Origin of the sequence: Rhodopseudomonas sp. AAP120, from assembly GCF_001295845.1 — a bacterium.
GTDB lineage: Bacteria > Pseudomonadota > Alphaproteobacteria > Rhizobiales > Xanthobacteraceae > Rhodopseudomonas.
Genome location: NZ_LJIC01000215.1, coordinates 30727 through 47053, shown reverse-complemented (window position 1 = coordinate 47053; position 16327 = coordinate 30727). Strand labels below are relative to the sequence as shown.

Below are 16327 nucleotides of genomic sequence, written 5' to 3'. Positions count from 1 at the left end.
GGGGGGGGGGGGGGGGGGGGGTGGCGAAGAGTTCATCCGCAGTGCCCGGGTCTCACCCCACCCCGTCACGTAGTCCGCTGCGCGGCCTACGTGCCGACCCTCCCCCTCCAGGGGAGGGTAAAGAGCGGTGCTTGTGGCTCCCAGACGACTGATTAGCTGCGAGCCATTGTCGGAAAGCGTCCGCTTCGCGACCTTGTCGGACCTCCGACATTTGTCGGACGCTAAATAATCGCAAGTCATGCCAATTGCTTAGCAGAACCCTTCGGCGTGGCACAGCGGTTGCAATCCCTCATGTCGGACCCAACGCAAGGAGCCGATCATGATCATTCTGACCGAACAAGCCGGGAATGCCGTAAAGGCCGCGATGTCGCGGGCGGGCAAGACCGAGGGGGGACTGCGGGTCATGGTCGAGGCGGGCGGGTGCGCCGGCTACAAGTACTTGATCGGTCTCGATCCCGCGCCGCGAGATGATGATGCGGTGGTCGAAGCCGCCGGTGTCCGGGTATTTGTCGACCCGGATTCGCAGCCGCTGCTGAGCGGTATGACGATCGACTTCGTCGAGAGCCTGGAAGGCTCCGGCTTTACCTTCGACAACCCCAATGCCGAGAACAAATGCGGCTGCGGCAAGTCGTTTGGTTGAGGCAAAGCTGAGGCAAACTTCAGGCAGGAGTTGTTGGTCATGCTTAGCAATCTCGACAGGCTCGACGACCACTTCGTCCGTCCGCGCAATGCCGAAGTGCTGCTGCTGGCCAACGCGGTCGGCTCGTTCGGTACCCTGCGGTGGGGTGATGCGGTCAAGCTGATGTTGCGGATCGATCCGCGAACGAGTCGCATCGACCGCGCGACCTTCCAGGCGTTCGGCTGCAGCGCGGCGATCGCTGCGGCCTCGGCGACGACCGAGTTGCTGAACGGCAAGACGCTCGACGAGGCGGCGGCAATCAGCGCGGCCGATATCGCGGACGCTGTCGGCGGCCTGCCGGCGGAGCGGATGTATTGCGCGGTGATGAGCTACGAGGCGCTGCAGCGCGCGATCGCGTCGTATCGCGGCGGGCCGGTGCTACGCGAGGGGGAGGCGACGCCGTCGTGCAAATGCCTCGACGTCAGCCAGATGATGATCGAGCGCACCATTCGCTTTAACCGGCTCACCAGCATCGAGCAGGTGACACAGTACACCAAGGCGGCCGGAAGCTGCAGCTCGTGCTTCAAGCAGATCGAAGGCCTGCTGGCGCGCGTCAATGCCGAGATGGTCGAGGACGGACTGATCGCCAAGCATGACGCGTATCAGCTCGGCTCGACGCCGCAGCGGGCGGTCGATCTCAAGCCGCGCGGCGAGCCGCAGCCCGGCACCAACATCTTCTCCGCCAAGACCGCGCCGGCGCATCTGCGGCCGACGCCGCGGCCGGAGCCCGCGCGCGCGGCGCCGGCTGCGACGACGACGCTGGAACTCGACGCGCCGACGCAGGCGACGCTGATCGCCGAGGCGCTCGACGAACTCCGCCCGCATCTGAAGCGCGACGGCGGCGATTGCGAACTCGCCGGCATCGAAGGCAACACGGTGTATGTCCGGCTGTCGGGCAATTGCGTCGGCTGCCAGCTGTCGTCGGTGACGCTGTCGGGCGTCCAGGCCAAGCTCGCCGAGAAGATCGGCCGGCCGCTGCGTGTGGTGCCGGTGTCATGAGTGCAACTGCCGGACAGCCCGCCGACATCGTCTATCTCGACGCCAATGCGACGACGCGCACCGATCCGCGTGTGGTCGATGCGATGCTGCCGTTCTTCTCCGGTTACTTCGGCAATCCGTCGTCCAAGCACGCGCTCGGCGGCCATGCGGCACGGGCGGTGAAGCGCGGCCGCGAGCAACTGCAGGCGCTGCTCGGCGCCGCGTTGCCGCAGGAACTGATCTTCACCTCGGGCGGCACCGAGAGCATCAACACCGCGATCCTGTCGGCCTTGGAGGCGATGCCGCGGCGGCGCGAGATCATCACCACGGCGGTCGAACATCCGGCCGTGATGGCGCTGTGCGCGTGGCTGGAGAAGACCAAGGGCATCCGCGTTCACGTCATCCCGGTCGATCGCCAGGGCCGGCTCGATATCGCGGCCTATCGCGCCGCTCTGTCGGACCGCGTCGCGCTGGTGTCGATGATGTGGGCCAACAACGAGACCGGCGTGCTCAACCCGGTCGCCGATCTGGCCGAACTCGCCAAGGAATTCGGCGCGCTGTTTCACACCGACGCGGTGCAGGCCGTCGGCAAGTGTCCGATCGATCTGCAATCCACCGCGATCGACATGCTGTCGCTGTCCGGCCATAAGTTGCACGGGCCGAAGGGCATCGGCGCGCTGTATGTGCGCAGCGGCGCGCCGTTCAAGCCGCAGATCAAGGGCGGTCAGCACGAGCGCGGCCGCCGCGCCGGCACCGAGAACGTGCCCGGCATCGTCGGCCTCGGCATCGCGGCCGACCTCGCTGGCGCCGCGATGGCCGACGAAGATATTCGCGTGCGCGGACTGCGCGACCGGCTTGAGCGCGAGATCCTCGCGCAGGTCGATCACTGCGTCGCGGTCGGCGCCCGCGCCGAGCGGCTGCCGAATACGTCGAGCATCGCGTTCTCCTTCATCGACAGCGAGGCGATCGTGACGCTGCTCGATCGCGCCGGCATCGCCGCGTCGATGGGCTCGGCCTGTTCGACCGGCTCGTTCGAGGCCTCGCATGTGCTGCTGGCGATGAATGTCGCCGAGGAGGCGGTGCGTGGCGGCGTGCGGTTCTCGCTGTCACGCGACAACACCAATGCGGATATCGACCGGGCGCTCGACGTTATTCCCGGCGTGATCGCCAAGCTGCGGGCGATCTCGCCGTTCTGTGCCAATCAGGGCGCGTCGCAGGCGCTGGGGCGTGCTCATGTCTGATCTTGCCGCTGCTGCTTCGCTTCCCGTCGTGCTCAACGACACCACGCTGCGCGACGGCGAGCAGGCGCCCGGTGTTGCGTTCTCGGCAGCCGAGAAGCTCGCCATTGCCCGAGTCCTCGCTGCGGCCGGCGTGCCGGAGATCGAAGCGGGGACGCCGGCGATGGGGCCGGACGAGATCGCGGCGATCCGCGGCATCGTCGAGGCCGGATTGCCGCTGACCACGATCGCATGGTGCCGGATGCGCATCGAAGACGTCGACGCCGCGCTCGCCGCCGGCGTCGCGATGGTCAACGCCTCGGTTCCGGTGTCGGATGTGCAGATCGCCGCCAAGCTCGGTGGCCAGCGCCGTAACGCGATCGAGACGGTGAAGCGCGTGGTGGGCTACGCGCGCGACAAGGGGCTCGACGTCGCGGTCGGCGGCGAGGATTCGTCGCGCGCCGATCCGGAGTTTCTGGCCGAAGTGATCGCCACGGCGAAAGCGTCCGGCGCGCGGCGCTTCCGCATCGCCGATACACTCAGCGTGCTCGATCCGTTCAGCAGCTTCAAATTGCTCGCCACGCTGCGTGCGGGCACCGATCTCGAACTCGAATTTCACGGCCACGACGATCTCGGCCTCGCCACTGCCAACACGTTGGCGGCCGTGCAGGCCGGCGCGACCCATGCGTCCGTCACGGTGATCGGGCTCGGGGAACGTGCCGGCAATGCGCCGCTCGAAGAGATCGCGGTGGCGCTGAAGCAACTCTACGGCCGCGACACCGGCGTGGTGTTGTCGGAACTGCGCCATGTCGCCGACGTCGTCGCCGAAGCCGCGGCGCGGACCATCCCGCTCAACAAGGCGATCGTCGGCGAGCACGTCTTCACGCACGAATCCGGCATCCATGTCGACGGCCTGCTCAAGGACCAGCGCACCTATCAGTCGCTCGACCCGCTGCTGCTCGGCCGCGCCAACCATATCGTGATCGGCAAGCATTCCGGCCTGTCGGCCATCACCTCGTCGCTCGCCCGGCTCAACCTGCCGGCGACCGCCGACGAGGCGCAAGGCATCCTGACCCGCGTCCGCCGCCACGCCGTCGCCCACAAGGGCCCGGTCGGCAACGAGACATTGACGGCGATCTGGCGCGAAGTCCGCGACCGGCGGATGCCGAGTTGTGCGTGAGGGGCGTTAGATCATGCAGCGCAAACTCTCCCCGTCATTGCGAGCGCAGCGAAGCAATCCAGAAGCCCAGTGCGCGGCGCTGGATTGCTTCGTCGCTGCGCTCCTCGCAATGACGGCGGGGAGGGGCTGGTTGCTAACCATAGGCGAAGGAGAATGACATGAGCGCGTCCCTGGCGACCACGACCACCGCATCGACCGATATCATCGGCCAGCTGCAGCGCGCCGGTTCGGCCGAGGAGTTCTTCCAGCTGCTCGGCGTCGCCTACGATCCGAAGCTGCTCAATGTCGCGCGTCTGCACATTCTGCGTCGGATGGGTCAGTATCTCGCCGGCGAGGATCTCGCCGGCCTGCCGGGCGACGAAGCCGCGGCGCGCTGCAAGGCGGTGCTGGAGCGCGCCTATGCGGACTTTGTCGCCTCGTCGCCGCTCGATCAGCGCGTCTTCAAAGTGCTCAAGGACGCCGTGGCGCCGAAAACCCCGCGCAAGGCGGCGTTCGTCTCGCTGGATGCACTGAAGTAACCGGCGCGTACACCTCACCGAACATACGTACCTCTCCGTCATGGCCGGGCTCGTCCCGGCTGCGCGGCCGAAGCCGCTTCGGCGCGGCGAAGGCCCGGCCATCCCCGTCTTGCCCCAAGCACATCCTCATGGTGAGGAGGCGCGCAGCGCCGTCTCGAACCATGGCCGCGCGTGCTGTGTGGCCCCATCCTTCGAGACGCCCGGCTGCGCCGGGCTCCTCAGGATGAGGACTCAGTGCAGGTGGTCGGGCTGTTTTGCCCGCGTCATTCGACGTTCAAGTTCTCATTCAACCCGCTGTCGCCTTCCTGACAAGTGTCACACTTGTCGGATCGCCGTCATGGCGAAATCGCCCGGCGAGGCGACGCGGATCGTCCAACACCTTGCTTTTCCGCATGAATCCCGCGGCGCGCGAAGTTGGTACGGCCCTTGCTGATAGCTTGGTGTCAGCTTAGTGCGGAGCACATCATGCATATCGTCGTTTGTATCAAGCAGGTCCCGGACTCGGCGCAGATCCGCGTGCATCCGGTCACCAACACGATCATGCGCCAGGGCGTCCCGACGATCATCAATCCCTATGATCTGTTCGCGCTCGAAGAGGCGCTGCGGCTGCGCGATCAGCTGGGCGGCGAGGTCACGGTGCTGACCATGGGGCCGCCCTCGGCCGAGGACTCCTTGCGCAAGGCGCTGACCTTCGGCGCCAACCGCGCGGTGCTGCTCACCGACCGCTTCTTCGCCGGCGCCGATACGCTGGCGACCAGCTACGCGCTCGCCGCCGCGATCCGCAAGATCGGCGCGACTTTCGGGGCGCCCGATATCGTGTTCACCGGCAAGCAGACCATCGACGGCGACACCGCGCAGGTCGGCCCGGGCATCTGCAAGCGGCTCGACTTCCTGCAGCTCACTTACGTCTCCAAGGTGTCGTCGGTGGATCTCGCCGGCCGCACCATCGAGGTCGAGCGGCGCTCCGAAGGCGGCGTGCAGGTGCTGCGCAGCAATCTGCCGTGCCTGATCACCATGCTGGAAGGCACCAACCAGGTGCGCCGCGGCTCGATGCAGAACGCGCTGAACGCCGCCCGTGCCGAGGTGGTGAAGTGGAGCGCGCAGGATGCCGGCGTCGAGGACATTTCGAAATGCGGCCTGCGCGGCTCGCCGACCGTGGTGAAGCGCGTGTTTGCGCCGACGCCGCGCGCCGAGAAGGCCAAGGTCGTCGAGGCCGCCGGCCAGCCGCCGGCCGAGGCGCTGATCGACGAAATCTTCAAGCTCCGCCCCAAGCTCGAAGCCGACATGTTCGAGCTGGCCCGCGGGTTCTGACACCTCTCAATAGAAAGCCGTTCCGATGAGTCAGCCAGCCAAGCCTGCACCGCAGCCCGCCGGACGCGCCTCCGCCAAGAAGGAGCTGCCCGAGCACTTCAAGGCCTACAAGCACGTCTGGGTCTTCATCGAGCAGGAGCGCGGCCACGTGCATCCGGTGTCGTGGGAGCTGATGGGCTCCGGCCGCCGGCTCGCCGACAAGCTCGGCGTCCAGCTCGCCGCCGTGGTGATCGGCCCGAAGGGCGAGGCGACCCAGGCCGCGGTGGCGGAGTCGTTCTGCTACGGTGCCGACCTCGCTTATGTCTGCGCCGACGACGTGCTGACCGATTATCGCAACGAGTCCTACACCAAGGCGCTGACCGATCTGGTCAACACCTACAAGCCGGAGATCCTGCTGCTCGGCGCCACCACGCTCGGCCGCGACCTCGCCGGCGCGGTGGCGACCACGCTGCTCACCGGCCTCACCGCGGACTGCACCGAGCTCGAGGTCGACAGCGACAATTCGCTCGCCGCGACCCGTCCGACCTTTGGCGGCTCGCTGCTGTGCACGATCTACACGCTGAACTTCCGGCCGCAGATGGCGACGGTGCGGCCGCGGGTGATGTCGATGCCCGACCGGGTCGAGAAGCCGGTCGGCCGCGTCATCGAATTTCCGCTCGGGCTGGTCGAGGCCGACATCGTCACCAAGATCCTGGCTTTCGTGCCGGATCGCGACAAGGCGACCTCGAACCTCGCTTATGCCGACATCGTGGTGGCCGGCGGCCTCGGCCTCAACTCGCCGGAAAACTTCCAGCTGGTCCGTCAGCTCGCCGGCGTGCTCGGCGCCGAATATGGCTGCTCGCGGCCGCTGGTGCAGAAGGGGTGGGTCTCGGCCGATCGCCAGATCGGCCAGACCGGCAAGACCATCCGGCCGAAGCTGTACATCGCGGCCGGCATCTCCGGCGCGATCCAGCACCGCGTCGGCGTCGACGGCTCGGATCTGATCGTCGCGATCAACACCGACAAGAACGCGCCGATCTTCGACTTCGCCCATCTCGCTCTCGTCACCGATGCGATCCGGCTGCTGCCGGCGCTGACCGAAGCGTTCCGCAAGCGGCTGTCTGCGCACACCCGCGACCGGATCGCGAGCTAACAGGAGGCTGCCATGATCGAAGAACGTTTCGACGCCATCGTGGTCGGCGCCGGCATGGCCGGCAACGCCGCGGCGCTGACCATGGCCAAGCGCGGCCTGAAGGTGCTGCAGATCGAGCGCGGCGAATATCCCGGCTCGAAGAACGTGCAGGGCGCGATTCTCTACGCCGACATGCTGGAGAAGCTGGTCCCTGACTTCCGCGAGGACGCGCCGCTGGAGCGCCACCTCGTCGAGCAGCGGTTCTGGATGATGGACGGCAAGTCGCACACCGGCCTGCATCATCGCTCCGACGACTTCAACGAAGAGAAGCCGAACCGCTACACCATCATCCGCGCGCAGTTCGACAAATGGCTGTCGAGCCGGGCGCAGGAAGCCGGCGCCGTGGTGCTGTGCGAGACCACGGTGAAAGAATTGGTCAAGGACGCCTACGGCAAGGTGATCGGCGTGCTCACCGACCGTGACGGCGGCGAGGTCCACGCCGACGTCGTGGTGCTGGCCGAGGGCGTCAACGGCCTGCTCGGCACCAAGGCCGAGCTGCGCGAGCGGCCGACGCCGGACAATGTCGCGCTGGCGGTGAAGGAGATGCACTTCCTGCCGCGCGAGACCATCGAGGCGCGCTTCAACCTGAAGGGCGACGAGGGCGTGGTGATCGAGGCCGCCGGCACGATCTCGGCCGGCATGACCGGGATGGGCTTCCTCTACACCAACAAGGAGTCGATCTCGATCGGCATCGGCTGTCTGGTCGCCGACTTCCAGAAGAGCGGCGAGACTCCCTACGATCTGCTCGACCGCTTCAAGAAGCACCCGTCGATTGCGCCGCTGATCGAGGGCTCGGAAGTCAAGGAATATGCCGGGCACCTGATCCCGGAAGGCGGTTACAACGCCATCCCGCAGCTCTATGGCGACGGCTGGGTCGTGGTCGGCGACGCCGCGCAGCTCAACAACGCGCTGCACCGCGAGGGCTCGAACCTGGCGATGACGTCGGGCCGGATCGCCGGCGAGGCGATCTTCCAGGTCAAGTCGCGCAAGGATCCGATGACCAAGCAGAACCTCGCGCTGTACAAGACCATGCTGGACGACTCTTTCGTCATCAAGGATCTGAAGAAGTACAAGGACATGCCGGGGCTGCTGCACATCCAGTCGCAGAACTTCTTCCTGACCTATCCGCAGCTGATCAACAAGGCGCTGCAGAACTTCGTGCGGGTCGACGGCACGCCGAAGATCGAGAAGGAAAAGACCACGATCAAGTCGTTCGTCTCGGCGCGGTCGTGGGGCGGGTTGTTCGGCGACGCGTTCCGCTTCGCGCGGGCGTGGCGCTGAGCGCGGTGTAGCTGAAATCAGAATCGGAGAGGCCAATCATGTCCACGGAAGCCCCCATTCGGGTCGAAGACAAGCTGTTCCAGAACCGCTATCTGGTCGACGTCGGCAACGCCCACATCAAGGTGAAGCCGCACACCAAGCCGTCGCCGCAATTGCTCGCGCTGCTGAAAGTCTGCCCGGCGCATTGCTACGAGCTCAACAGCAACGGCCAGGTCGAAGTGACGCCCGACGGCTGCGTCGAATGCGGCACCTGCCGGGTGATCGCCGAAGGCGGCGGCGACATCGAATGGAGCTACCCCCGCGGCGGCTACGGCGTGCTGTTCAAGTTCGGGTAGTTACTGTTTCACAATCAAAGCGTTCGTCATGCCCGGGCTTGTCCCGGGCATCCACGTCTCGGGCGTTGATGCGCGGCAAGGCGTGGATGGCCGCGACGAGCACGGCCATGACCGGGGAGAGGACGAAGACGGAGTAAGGGGCTGGACGGAGTAACCGTACAAATTAAGTGCTCCGGCGGAGTGAGTGCGGATACTTGCAGCGCCTCATCGCTCGATCGTCGCGATGCTGCCTTTCCTCGGGCACTGACCTCATCCTGAGGAGCCCGGCGAAGCCGGGCGTCTCGAAGGATGGGACACGCCCGCGTGGCCATGGTTCGAGACGGCGCTTCGCGCCTCCTCACCATGAGGTCGTGCTCTCGGCGAGAGCTTCAACTCGCCAGCTCCGAATTACTCAGAGGCAAAGCTGCTCAAGGTTCGCAGCCCACGACGCGCTCAGACGCGCGGCGCTCACGCCGCCGAGTTCAGCACCGTCTCGGCGCCGGCGCGGACGCGCTGCGGGATGAGGCCGCGGCGGGCGAGCCATTGCTGGACGCGGGGCGAGTCGATCATCGCCTCGTCGGCGAGGCCGCCGGTGAGTTCGCGCCAGCGCGCGATGTGGCGTTCCGGCACGCCGACCATCACCGGAATGCCGAGATCCACCGCCTCGGTGATCACGTCGGCGAGGCCGCCGCCGTCGGCCTCCAGCTGGCCGAATTTGTTGACGATCAGCAGTTCGGGGCATTTCTGAAACGCGGCGCTGATCAGCGCGGCGGCGTCCTGCATGGCGGCCGGATCGACCCGGCAGCCGGCCGGCTGCGGCGACTGATCGTCGGCGAGTTGCAGGATGATCCGCGAGGTCAGTTCCTCGATCTCCATGTCGCAGCGCGGGGTGCCGTCACGGGTGGCGTGATAGGCTACGATCCCGGCGACGGCGACACCGGTGTCGCGCAGCCGGTAGCCGAGCTCGGAAATCATGCGGCACGCGGCGGCGCCATCCGAATAGACCAAGGCGAGAATCGAAGGTCTGCCGGTCCGGCCGAGATTGTACCCCATCGCTGTCCCGCAAGCTCCAATAAGACTTTCGCATGATGAAATGCCAGAATCGGCTCCGGCCGGCTTTGCGACAAATCAATATCGGGAGCGGCTGCGAAACGACAGAAAATGTCTTTGGAGCCGATCGGAGATAGCAGACCGGCCCCGTGTCCCGGACAAGGCGGAGCGCGCAGCGCTGCGCCGCCGATCCGCGAGCCCGGTGACTTTCTCTCTTGATGGCGCCCGAGAAACCGGGGCCCCGGATCTGCAGCGCACCACGCCGCAAGAGCGGCGCACTGCGCAGCGTCCGGGGCACGTGGGGGGAGTGTGAGCCGGGATGCTATCAGAATGCGTCAGTCGCCCACGCGTAGCCGCCCCGTGTCCCGGACAAGGCGGAGCGCGAACCGCTGCGCCGCAGATCCGGGACCCCGGTGACTTTCTTTGCGGCGGCCTCGAGAAACCGGGGCCCCGGATCTGCGGCGCACCACGCCGCGAAGTGCGGCGTGCTGCGCAGCGTCCGGGGCACGTCGGGGGAGTATTGAGCCGGGATGCTATCAGAATGCGTCAGTCGACCACGCGCAGACGCCCCGTGTCCCGGACAAGGCGGAGCGCGCAGCGCTGCGCCGCTGATCCGGGACCCCGGTTAGTTGTTGATTCGCGGTCGCCTACGAACCGGGACCCCGGATCTGCAGCGCATTACGCCGCAAGAGCGGCGCACTGCGCTGCGCACGGAGCACGGCGGAATGCTATGGTGCCGCGTCCGGGGACTGGAGATGCTTAGTTGGCGCCGAGTAGCGACGTCACCGGGCGCTGGCTCGAGGGCATCAGCAGCGAGCGCAGCTTGGCGTAGACGCGGATGGCGAGGCCGAACAGCTTCGGCTGGGTGCGGCGGCAGAACGCGATCTTGCGGATGTGGCCTTCGACATGCCAGCGCGCGCTGGCGCCGTCCTTGAAGAAGATCACGTCGCCGGGCCCGTAGCGCTTCGCCGGCATGCCTTCGCTCTCGATCACCACCGAGCCTTCGAGAATGCAGATGGTCTCGTCGATGTCGTAGTGCCACTCGAACTTGCCCTCGGTGCACTGCCAGATGATCGTCGAGGCCATGCCGTCTGCGCTGCGCGACAGCGTGCAGTTGGTCGCCACCGGGTTGCCTTCGAGGATCCACGACGGCTCGATCGGCGCCGGCTTCAGTTCGACATCGGTTTTCGCGGTGAGGATCAGATTGGCGGTCATCGGGCGACTCCTGGGATGTGCTACGGAAACTGTTGAGAGTAGGGACGTGCTCGAAAGATCACGCCGCCTGCATCTGCAGGCGACGCAGCACCATGCATTCGATGGTTTCGACCGAGGTGAAATTCTCGGGGGTGATCTCGGATTGCGGCAGGGTGAAATCGAACGCGGCCTCGACGCCGAGCATCAGGTTGACCATCTCCATCGAGGTCAAGCCGGCATCGGCCAGTCGTGTATCAGGACGAAGTGCGCCCGGCGTCGCGCTTTGCTTCAGCATCGATCCGACCAGTTCGAGCAACGTGTTGCGGACCGTGTCCGTGCCCGGCTGCATGGCATCCTCCGTCTGATTGCACTGGCGCGGCCGGTGTAGATCCCGCTCGGACGCGCTGTCGATTGCAGGCGATGTAATCGCAGAAACTTTTCGAAAACAATTGTGCAGTTTGTCCGCAGCCGCCGTTTCGATTTTAACGCTAACGGGATTCCCCCGGATTTCGCCGAACGCCGCAAGCGGCGATTAACCGTCGCTTTCGAATCCAAATTGATTCACTTTGAATCATCTCGACGCATCGCCGCCGCGCTCCTAGCGTTCCGGTCGCAATCGCCGGCGGCATTCCGCGTCGGCACGCGTAGCACCGCATGATCAGGATGTGCACGCCGTCTCAAGGGAGACTCGACGCCATGGCGATGATGACTGACAGCACGGCCCGCGACCTCACGTCCTCGACCGTTCCGTTCCGGCACGCGACTGTCCCATTGTCGCAACGCGTGGCACAGGTGGCGGCGATCGCGGCCGCCGAGGCCGACAGCGTCGACCGGGACTCGCGGTTTCCACGCGCGGCGATCCACGCGGCGCGTGAACACGGCCTGCTCGGCGCGCAGATTCCGGCCGAATTCGGCGGCGAGAGCGCCACGATCCACGACGTCACCGAGATGTGCTACGCGCTCGGCCGCGCCTGCGCCTCGACCGCGATGATCGTGGCCATGCACCAGACCAAGGTGGCGTGCCTGGTCCGCCACGGCCGCGGCAGCGCGTGGCACGAACGCCTGATGCGGCGGATCGCCGACGAGCAACTGCTGCTTGCGTCGTCCACGACCGAAGGCAACAACGGCGGCAACATCCGCGCCAGCGCCGCGGCGATCGAGGTCACCGCCGAAGCCGTCTCGCTGGTCCGTGACGCCACTGTGATTTCCTACGGCGCCGAGGCCGATGGCGTGATGACCATCGCGCGCCGCGCCAACGACGCAGCTGCCTCCGACCAGGTGCTGGTGGTGTTCACCAAGGAAGACTACACGCTGCGGCCGACGCTGGGCTGGGAGACGCTCGGCATGCGCGGCACCTGCAGCCGCGGCTTCGAGCTGAAGGCCAACGGCGTCGCCGCGCAGGTGTTCGCCGAGCCGTATGATCGCATTCACGCTCAGACGATGACGCCGGTGGCGCATCTGTCGTGGTCCTCGGCGTGGGCCGGCATCGCTGCCGCCTCGGTCGAGCGCGCGCAGGCCTTCATCCGCAAGGCGGCGCGCGGCGCCGGCGGGCAGCTGCCGCCGGGGGCGGCGCACTACAACGCGGCGAAGCGCTCGCTGATCAAGCTGCGCGCGCTGATCACCGCCAATCTCGACGCCTACACGGCGGCCGAATTCGACGAGCGCGCGCTCGGCGCGCTGGACTTCCAGTCGGGCATCAACCTGCTCAAGGTCGAAGCCTCGGAGCTCGCGGTCGAGACGGTGATGAGCGCGATGCGGGCCTGCGGCCTGTCGGGCTATCGCAACGACGGCGACTTCACCATCGGCCGGCATCTGCGCGACGTGCTGTCGGCGCCGCTGATGATCAACAACGATCGCATCCTCGCCAATATCGCCACCGCCAGCCTGATGGCCGCCGTGCCGGCGACGCTGCGCGGCTGATCATAACGACAAACAGAGGAGGCCCTTCGCATGAACGTCGCGTTCCGCCCATCCGAGGCCGCTGCACAGCCGGTCGATCCGCTCGATCATCTCGCCGCGCATCTGTTTCACAAGCTCGGCGCCGATGGCGTCTATGCGCGCACCGCGCTGTATGAAGGCGTGGTCGAGAAGCTCGCGGCACTGATCTCTCGGCATCGCGAGGCCGGCACCGAGGTGATGCGCTTTCCGCCGGTGATGAGCCGCGCACAGCTCGAGAAGTCGGGCTATCTGAAGAGCTTCCCGAACCTGCTCGGCTGCGTCTGCGGCCTGCACGGCACCGAGCAGGAGATCAACTCGGCGGTGAGCCGCTTCGATGCCGGCGGCGACTGGACGACGTCGCTGTCGCCGGCCGACCTCGTGCTGTCGCCGGCCGCCTGCTATCCGGTGTATCCGATTGCGGCGAGCCGCGGTCCGCTGCCGACGGGCGGCCTGCGCTTCGACGTCGCGGCCGATTGCTTCCGCCGCGAGCCGTCGAAGCATCTCGACCGGCTGCAGTCGTTCAGGATGCGCGAATATGTCTGCATCGGCGGGCCGCAGGATGTCGCGGCGTTCCGTGAGCGCTGGATGGAGAAGGCGCAGGCGATCGCGCGCGATCTCGGCCTGAACTTCTGGGTCGACACCGCCTCTGATCCGTTCTTCGGCCGCGTCGGCCAGATGAAGGCGATCAGCCAGCAGCAGCAGGCGCTGAAGTTCGAACTGCTGGTGCCGCTGCGCTCGGAGGAATCGCCGACCGCCTGCATGAGCTTCAACTATCACCGCGAACATTTCGGCGTGACCTGGGGCATCGACGACGCCGACGGAAAGCCGGCGCACACCGGCTGCGTCGCCTTCGGCATGGACCGCCTCGCGGTGGCGCTGTTCGCAACGCATGGCATCGATACGAGCGCATGGCCGGCGAGCGTGCGCGAGGTGCTGGCGCTGGATTAGTCACCTCTCCCGCTTGCGGGAGAGGTCGGATCGCGTAGCGATCCGGGTGAGGGCACTCCTCTCCACGATTCTCGAACTCACTGCCTGGGGCACCCTCACCCCAGCCCTCTCCCGCAAGCGGGAGAGGGGGCGCGCTGCGATCGGGGCGCTTCAGTGCATCAGCAGGTTAAGCCGTATTGCCGGCGTCGATGGTCTGGACGCTGCCGGTGATATTGCGGCCGCCTTCGCCGAGCAGGTACTCCACCATACGTGCGACGTCGTCGGCTTCGGCGAGGCGGCGGAGCGCGCTGCGGTTCGCGATCTTGTCGCGGCCTTCGCCGGCGAGGCCCGAGGTCAGCTCGGTATCGATGAAGCCCGGTGCGATCGCATTGACGGTGATGTTCAGCCGGCCGACTTCGCGCGCAAGCGACCGGGTGAAGCCGATCGCCGCCGCCTTGGTGGCGCCGTAGACCGACAGGCCGTTGTAGCCGGTCGAGCCGATGATCGACGACATGTTGATGATGCGGCCGCCGCCGTCCGCCATCATGTTGCGGACGATGTACTTGGTCAGCGTGATCGGCGACGTCACGTTGATGCGCAGCAGCGTTTCGATCTGGCTGTTGTGCATCGTCGCGAGCACGCCTTCGGTGCCGATGCCGGCGTTGTTGACGAGGCCCCAGATCGAGCCGAACGCGCGGCGAAGGTCCTTGACGAAGCCGGGAATGGCCTCGATCTCGCCGAGATCGAACGGCTTGAACGCGATCGAGCCCGGACCCGCGGCGGCTGTCTCGATCGCTGCCTTCAACTCATCGGTTTCGCGTCGCGCCACGGCGATGACGCCATAGCCGCCGGCAGCGAGGCGCTGCGCGATCGCCAGCCCGATGCCCCGGCTGCCGCCGGTCACCACGACGTTACGCATGGCGGGCCAGCTTGCCGGAGGCGGTGACGTCGAGCTGAGGCACGAAGTTGATCACCGCCGGCACCTTGTGGGGCGGCAGCGCGCGCTTGCATTCGGCGAGGATCGCCTCGCGGATCTCGCCGGTGCGGCCGGAGTCGGAGACGTTCGCCAGCAGCACGTCGGCCACCACCAGCGCGCCGGTGATCGGGCTGCGCCGCGCGCGGATCCGCACCATGCGCACGGCGGGATGCCGGTTGATCACGGCCTCGACTTCCTCGGGATGCACCTTGAGGCCGCCGACATTGATGATGCCGTCGCGGCGGCCGACGAAGTAATAGCGGTCGTCGCGCAGCTCGACCATGTCGCCGGTGTCGATGAAGCCATCGGCATCGGCGAGCGAAGGCGCGCTGGCGCCGACGTAAGTATGCGCCGTGCGGGCGGAGCGGATCCGCAGCGAGCCGTCCACCACCTTCATTTCGACGCCGCCCGGATTGGGGCCGATCAGCGATGCCGGAAAGCCCTCGCGGCCGTCGGTGACGGCGAAGCCGACGCCGGCCTCGGTCGACGCGTAGGCATGGCCGATCGAGGCGTCGGGAAACACGCGCCGCAGGCTGTCGAGCACGGCCTGGTCGGCGATCTCGCCGGACAGCCGCACATAGTCGGGCCGGAAGTTCGCGACTGCCGCGCTCATCAGCGCCTTGCGCCAATGCGACGGCGTTCCGGAGATGTGGGTGACGCCGCGGGCGGCGAGACGAGCCAGATGATCGATCATCATCTCGCCCGGCGCAGACAGCACCATCGAGCCGCCGCCCAGCATGGCGCGCAGGAAGATCTGCAGCCCGCCATAGCGGCGGATGTCGTAGAAGGTCGCCCAGGTCTGCGGCGCGCGCAGCGCAGCGCCGTCGGTGACGATGGCGCCGGTGAGCGCCGCCAGCGTGTGCGCGACGATCTTCGGCGCGCCGGTGGTGCCGGAGGTCAGCATCAGCCACTGCGTGGTGTGCGACAGCTCGACGGCCCGCGCCGGCCGCACCGGCAGCGCGGCGGGCACGATCAGCGCGACGCCGCGGTTCGCCCAGCGCTCCGGATCGTCAGTGACGACCGCGTCGATCTCTGCGTCGGCGATCAGCGACGCGGCGTGCGCCATGTCGAAATCCGGCGGGCACAGCAGCATCCGCCGCGCGACGCCGTCGAGCTCGATCATCGCGATGCCGCTCGCGAGCTGCGTCGCCAGCGACAGCACGACCGACCGGCCGGCGAGGTCCGGCAGCCGGCCGCCCAGGATCGTGCCCGCGGCGATGTCGGAGATCGCGACCGTGTCGGTGGTGTCGGAGAGAGTGCGGCCGCTCAGGCCGGTCGCCAGATAGTTGCGCAGCGCGGTGATCTCACGCGGGGACATTCTCATACGCCTTGATGAAATCGCCGAGCGTCACCGGAAAGATCGCGTCGTCGGCGGCGGTGAACGGATCGACGCCGAGCGTGTCTTCGAGCCGCGCCACCAGGATGGCGAAGCACAGCGAGTCGAAGCCGGATTGGTGTAGTACGAGGTCGTCGGTGAGCGGCGGCAGCTTGCGGTTCTGCTCGGCGGCGATCTCCTGCATCATCGTCACGATTGTTAACCGTACAGACATCGATCTTTCGCCTTCCTGCTCGATCCGTGAGACAACACCATAG

17 protein-coding genes are annotated in these 16327 nt (G+C 66.9%); 11 read left to right on the top strand and 6 right to left on the bottom strand.

All coding sequences use genetic code 11. From position 1 onward, the window contains the following. The first annotated feature begins 319 nt into the window (after positions 1-319). The 9 genes from IP86_RS27355 (at position 320) to IP86_RS27315 (ending at position 8670) form a co-directional block, all read left to right on the top strand. A complete protein-coding gene (locus IP86_RS27355) occupies positions 320-640 on the top strand; it encodes a HesB/IscA family protein (RefSeq protein ID WP_054165608.1) in 321 nt (106 codons plus the stop codon). 39 nt (positions 641-679) lie between these two features. Further along, positions 680-1678, top strand: coding sequence for a Fe-S cluster assembly protein NifU (gene nifU / locus IP86_RS27350; RefSeq protein WP_054165607.1), 999 nt, complete (start codon positions 680-682; stop codon positions 1676-1678). Continuing rightward, positions 1675-2898 (top strand): cysteine desulfurase NifS, encoded by a 1224-nt coding sequence (gene nifS, locus IP86_RS27345; RefSeq protein ID WP_054165606.1) that lies wholly within the window; start codon positions 1675-1677, stop codon positions 2896-2898. The genes nifU and nifS overlap by 4 nt, the downstream gene beginning before the upstream one ends. Further along, on the top strand, positions 2891-4054 hold the full coding sequence (nifV, locus tag IP86_RS27340) for a homocitrate synthase (RefSeq protein WP_054165605.1): 1164 nt from the start codon (positions 2891-2893) through the stop codon (positions 4052-4054). The genes nifS and nifV overlap by 8 nt, the downstream gene beginning before the upstream one ends. A gap of 158 nt (positions 4055-4212) precedes the next feature. Beyond that, positions 4213-4572 (top strand): nitrogenase stabilizing/protective protein NifW, encoded by a 360-nt coding sequence (nifW, locus tag IP86_RS27335; protein WP_054165604.1) that lies wholly within the window; start codon positions 4213-4215, stop codon positions 4570-4572. Positions 4573-5037: 465 nt separating this feature from the next. Then, positions 5038-5883, top strand: a complete 846-nt coding sequence (locus tag IP86_RS27330) for an electron transfer flavoprotein subunit beta/FixA family protein (RefSeq protein ID WP_054165603.1) — start codon at positions 5038-5040, stop codon at positions 5881-5883. A gap of 25 nt (positions 5884-5908) precedes the next feature. Beyond that, entirely contained in the window at positions 5909-7015 is a 1107-nt protein-coding gene (locus IP86_RS27325) for an electron transfer flavoprotein subunit alpha/FixB family protein (RefSeq protein WP_054165602.1), read from the top strand. A gap of 12 nt (positions 7016-7027) precedes the next feature. After that, positions 7028-8335, top strand: a complete 1308-nt coding sequence (locus IP86_RS27320; RefSeq protein WP_054165601.1) for an FAD-dependent monooxygenase — start codon at positions 7028-7030, stop codon at positions 8333-8335. A 38-nt stretch (positions 8336-8373) separates the two neighbouring features. Next, a complete protein-coding gene (locus IP86_RS27315) occupies positions 8374-8670 on the top strand; it encodes a ferredoxin family protein (RefSeq protein ID WP_054165600.1) in 297 nt (98 codons plus the stop codon). Positions 8671-9117: 447 nt separating this feature from the next. On the opposite strand, the gene IP86_RS27310 is transcribed toward IP86_RS27315, so the two are convergent. From IP86_RS27310 to IP86_RS27300, 3 genes are all read right to left on the bottom strand, one after another. Beyond that, positions 9118-9702, bottom strand: a complete 585-nt coding sequence (locus IP86_RS27310; RefSeq protein ID WP_054165599.1) for a DUF2478 domain-containing protein — start codon at positions 9700-9702, stop codon at positions 9118-9120. Positions 9703-10458: 756 nt separating this feature from the next. Continuing rightward, a complete protein-coding gene (locus tag IP86_RS27305; RefSeq protein WP_054165598.1) occupies positions 10459-10914 on the bottom strand; it encodes a cupin domain-containing protein in 456 nt (151 codons plus the stop codon). Between the two features lie 58 nt (positions 10915-10972). Further along, on the bottom strand, positions 10973-11242 hold the full coding sequence (locus tag IP86_RS27300; RefSeq protein WP_054165597.1) for a phosphopantetheine-binding protein: 270 nt from the start codon (positions 11240-11242) through the stop codon (positions 10973-10975). A 347-nt stretch (positions 11243-11589) separates the two neighbouring features. Between IP86_RS27300 and IP86_RS27295 the strand changes: the two genes are divergently transcribed. Continuing rightward, the gene (locus tag IP86_RS27295) at positions 11590-12813 is read left to right on the top strand and encodes an acyl-CoA dehydrogenase family protein (protein WP_054165596.1); all 1224 of its coding nucleotides are present in this window, start codon (positions 11590-11592) and stop codon (positions 12811-12813) included. Positions 12814-12843: 30 nt separating this feature from the next. Next, positions 12844-13779 (top strand): amino acid--[acyl-carrier-protein] ligase, encoded by a 936-nt coding sequence (locus IP86_RS27290; protein ID WP_054165595.1) that lies wholly within the window; start codon positions 12844-12846, stop codon positions 13777-13779. Between the two features lie 166 nt (positions 13780-13945). On the opposite strand, the gene IP86_RS27285 is transcribed toward IP86_RS27290, so the two are convergent. Genes IP86_RS27285 through IP86_RS27275 form a run of 3 tightly spaced genes read right to left on the bottom strand, consistent with a single transcriptional unit; the run spans position 13946 to position 16284 of the window. After that, on the bottom strand, positions 13946-14677 hold the full coding sequence (locus IP86_RS27285) for an SDR family NAD(P)-dependent oxidoreductase (protein WP_054165594.1): 732 nt from the start codon (positions 14675-14677) through the stop codon (positions 13946-13948). Next, on the bottom strand, positions 14670-16052 hold the full coding sequence (locus IP86_RS27280) for a class I adenylate-forming enzyme family protein (RefSeq protein ID WP_054165593.1): 1383 nt from the start codon (positions 16050-16052) through the stop codon (positions 14670-14672). Before IP86_RS27280 ends, IP86_RS27285 begins: the two co-directional genes overlap by 8 nt. Continuing rightward, positions 16039-16284 (bottom strand): phosphopantetheine-binding protein, encoded by a 246-nt coding sequence (locus IP86_RS27275; protein WP_054165592.1) that lies wholly within the window; start codon positions 16282-16284, stop codon positions 16039-16041. Before IP86_RS27275 ends, IP86_RS27280 begins: the two co-directional genes overlap by 14 nt. Between the last annotated feature and the right edge of the window lie 43 nt (positions 16285-16327).

What these genes read in the sequence shown, in the direction of transcription:
- IP86_RS27315 (WP_054165600.1), top strand. Translation starts at nt 8,374, where the DNA reads ATGTCCACGGAAGCCCCCATTCGGGTCGAAGACAAGCTGTTCCAGAAC.
- nifU (WP_054165607.1), top strand. Translation starts at nt 680, where the DNA reads ATGCTTAGCAATCTCGACAGGCTCGACGACCACTTCGTCCGTCCGCGC.
- nifV (WP_054165605.1), top strand. Translation starts at nt 2,891, where the DNA reads ATGTCTGATCTTGCCGCTGCTGCTTCGCTTCCCGTCGTGCTCAACGAC.
- nifS (WP_054165606.1), top strand. Translation starts at nt 1,675, where the DNA reads ATGAGTGCAACTGCCGGACAGCCCGCCGACATCGTCTATCTCGACGCC.
- IP86_RS27275 (WP_054165592.1), bottom strand. Translation starts at nt 16,284, where the DNA reads ATGTCTGTACGGTTAACAATCGTGACGATGATGCAGGAGATCGCCGCC.
- IP86_RS27290 (WP_054165595.1), top strand. Translation starts at nt 12,844, where the DNA reads ATGAACGTCGCGTTCCGCCCATCCGAGGCCGCTGCACAGCCGGTCGAT.
- IP86_RS27295 (WP_054165596.1), top strand. Translation starts at nt 11,590, where the DNA reads ATGGCGATGATGACTGACAGCACGGCCCGCGACCTCACGTCCTCGACC.
- IP86_RS27325 (WP_054165602.1), top strand. Translation starts at nt 5,909, where the DNA reads ATGAGTCAGCCAGCCAAGCCTGCACCGCAGCCCGCCGGACGCGCCTCC.
- IP86_RS27305 (WP_054165598.1), bottom strand. Translation starts at nt 10,914, where the DNA reads ATGACCGCCAATCTGATCCTCACCGCGAAAACCGATGTCGAACTGAAG.
- IP86_RS27280 (WP_054165593.1), bottom strand. Translation starts at nt 16,052, where the DNA reads ATGTCCCCGCGTGAGATCACCGCGCTGCGCAACTATCTGGCGACCGGC.
- IP86_RS27310 (WP_054165599.1), bottom strand. Translation starts at nt 9,702, where the DNA reads ATGGGGTACAATCTCGGCCGGACCGGCAGACCTTCGATTCTCGCCTTG.
- IP86_RS27355 (WP_054165608.1), top strand. Translation starts at nt 320, where the DNA reads ATGATCATTCTGACCGAACAAGCCGGGAATGCCGTAAAGGCCGCGATG.
- IP86_RS27330 (WP_054165603.1), top strand. Translation starts at nt 5,038, where the DNA reads ATGCATATCGTCGTTTGTATCAAGCAGGTCCCGGACTCGGCGCAGATC.
- IP86_RS27320 (WP_054165601.1), top strand. Translation starts at nt 7,028, where the DNA reads ATGATCGAAGAACGTTTCGACGCCATCGTGGTCGGCGCCGGCATGGCC.
- IP86_RS27285 (WP_054165594.1), bottom strand. Translation starts at nt 14,677, where the DNA reads ATGCGTAACGTCGTGGTGACCGGCGGCAGCCGGGGCATCGGGCTGGCG.
- nifW (WP_054165604.1), top strand. Translation starts at nt 4,213, where the DNA reads ATGAGCGCGTCCCTGGCGACCACGACCACCGCATCGACCGATATCATC.
- IP86_RS27300 (WP_054165597.1), bottom strand. Translation starts at nt 11,242, where the DNA reads ATGCAGCCGGGCACGGACACGGTCCGCAACACGTTGCTCGAACTGGTC.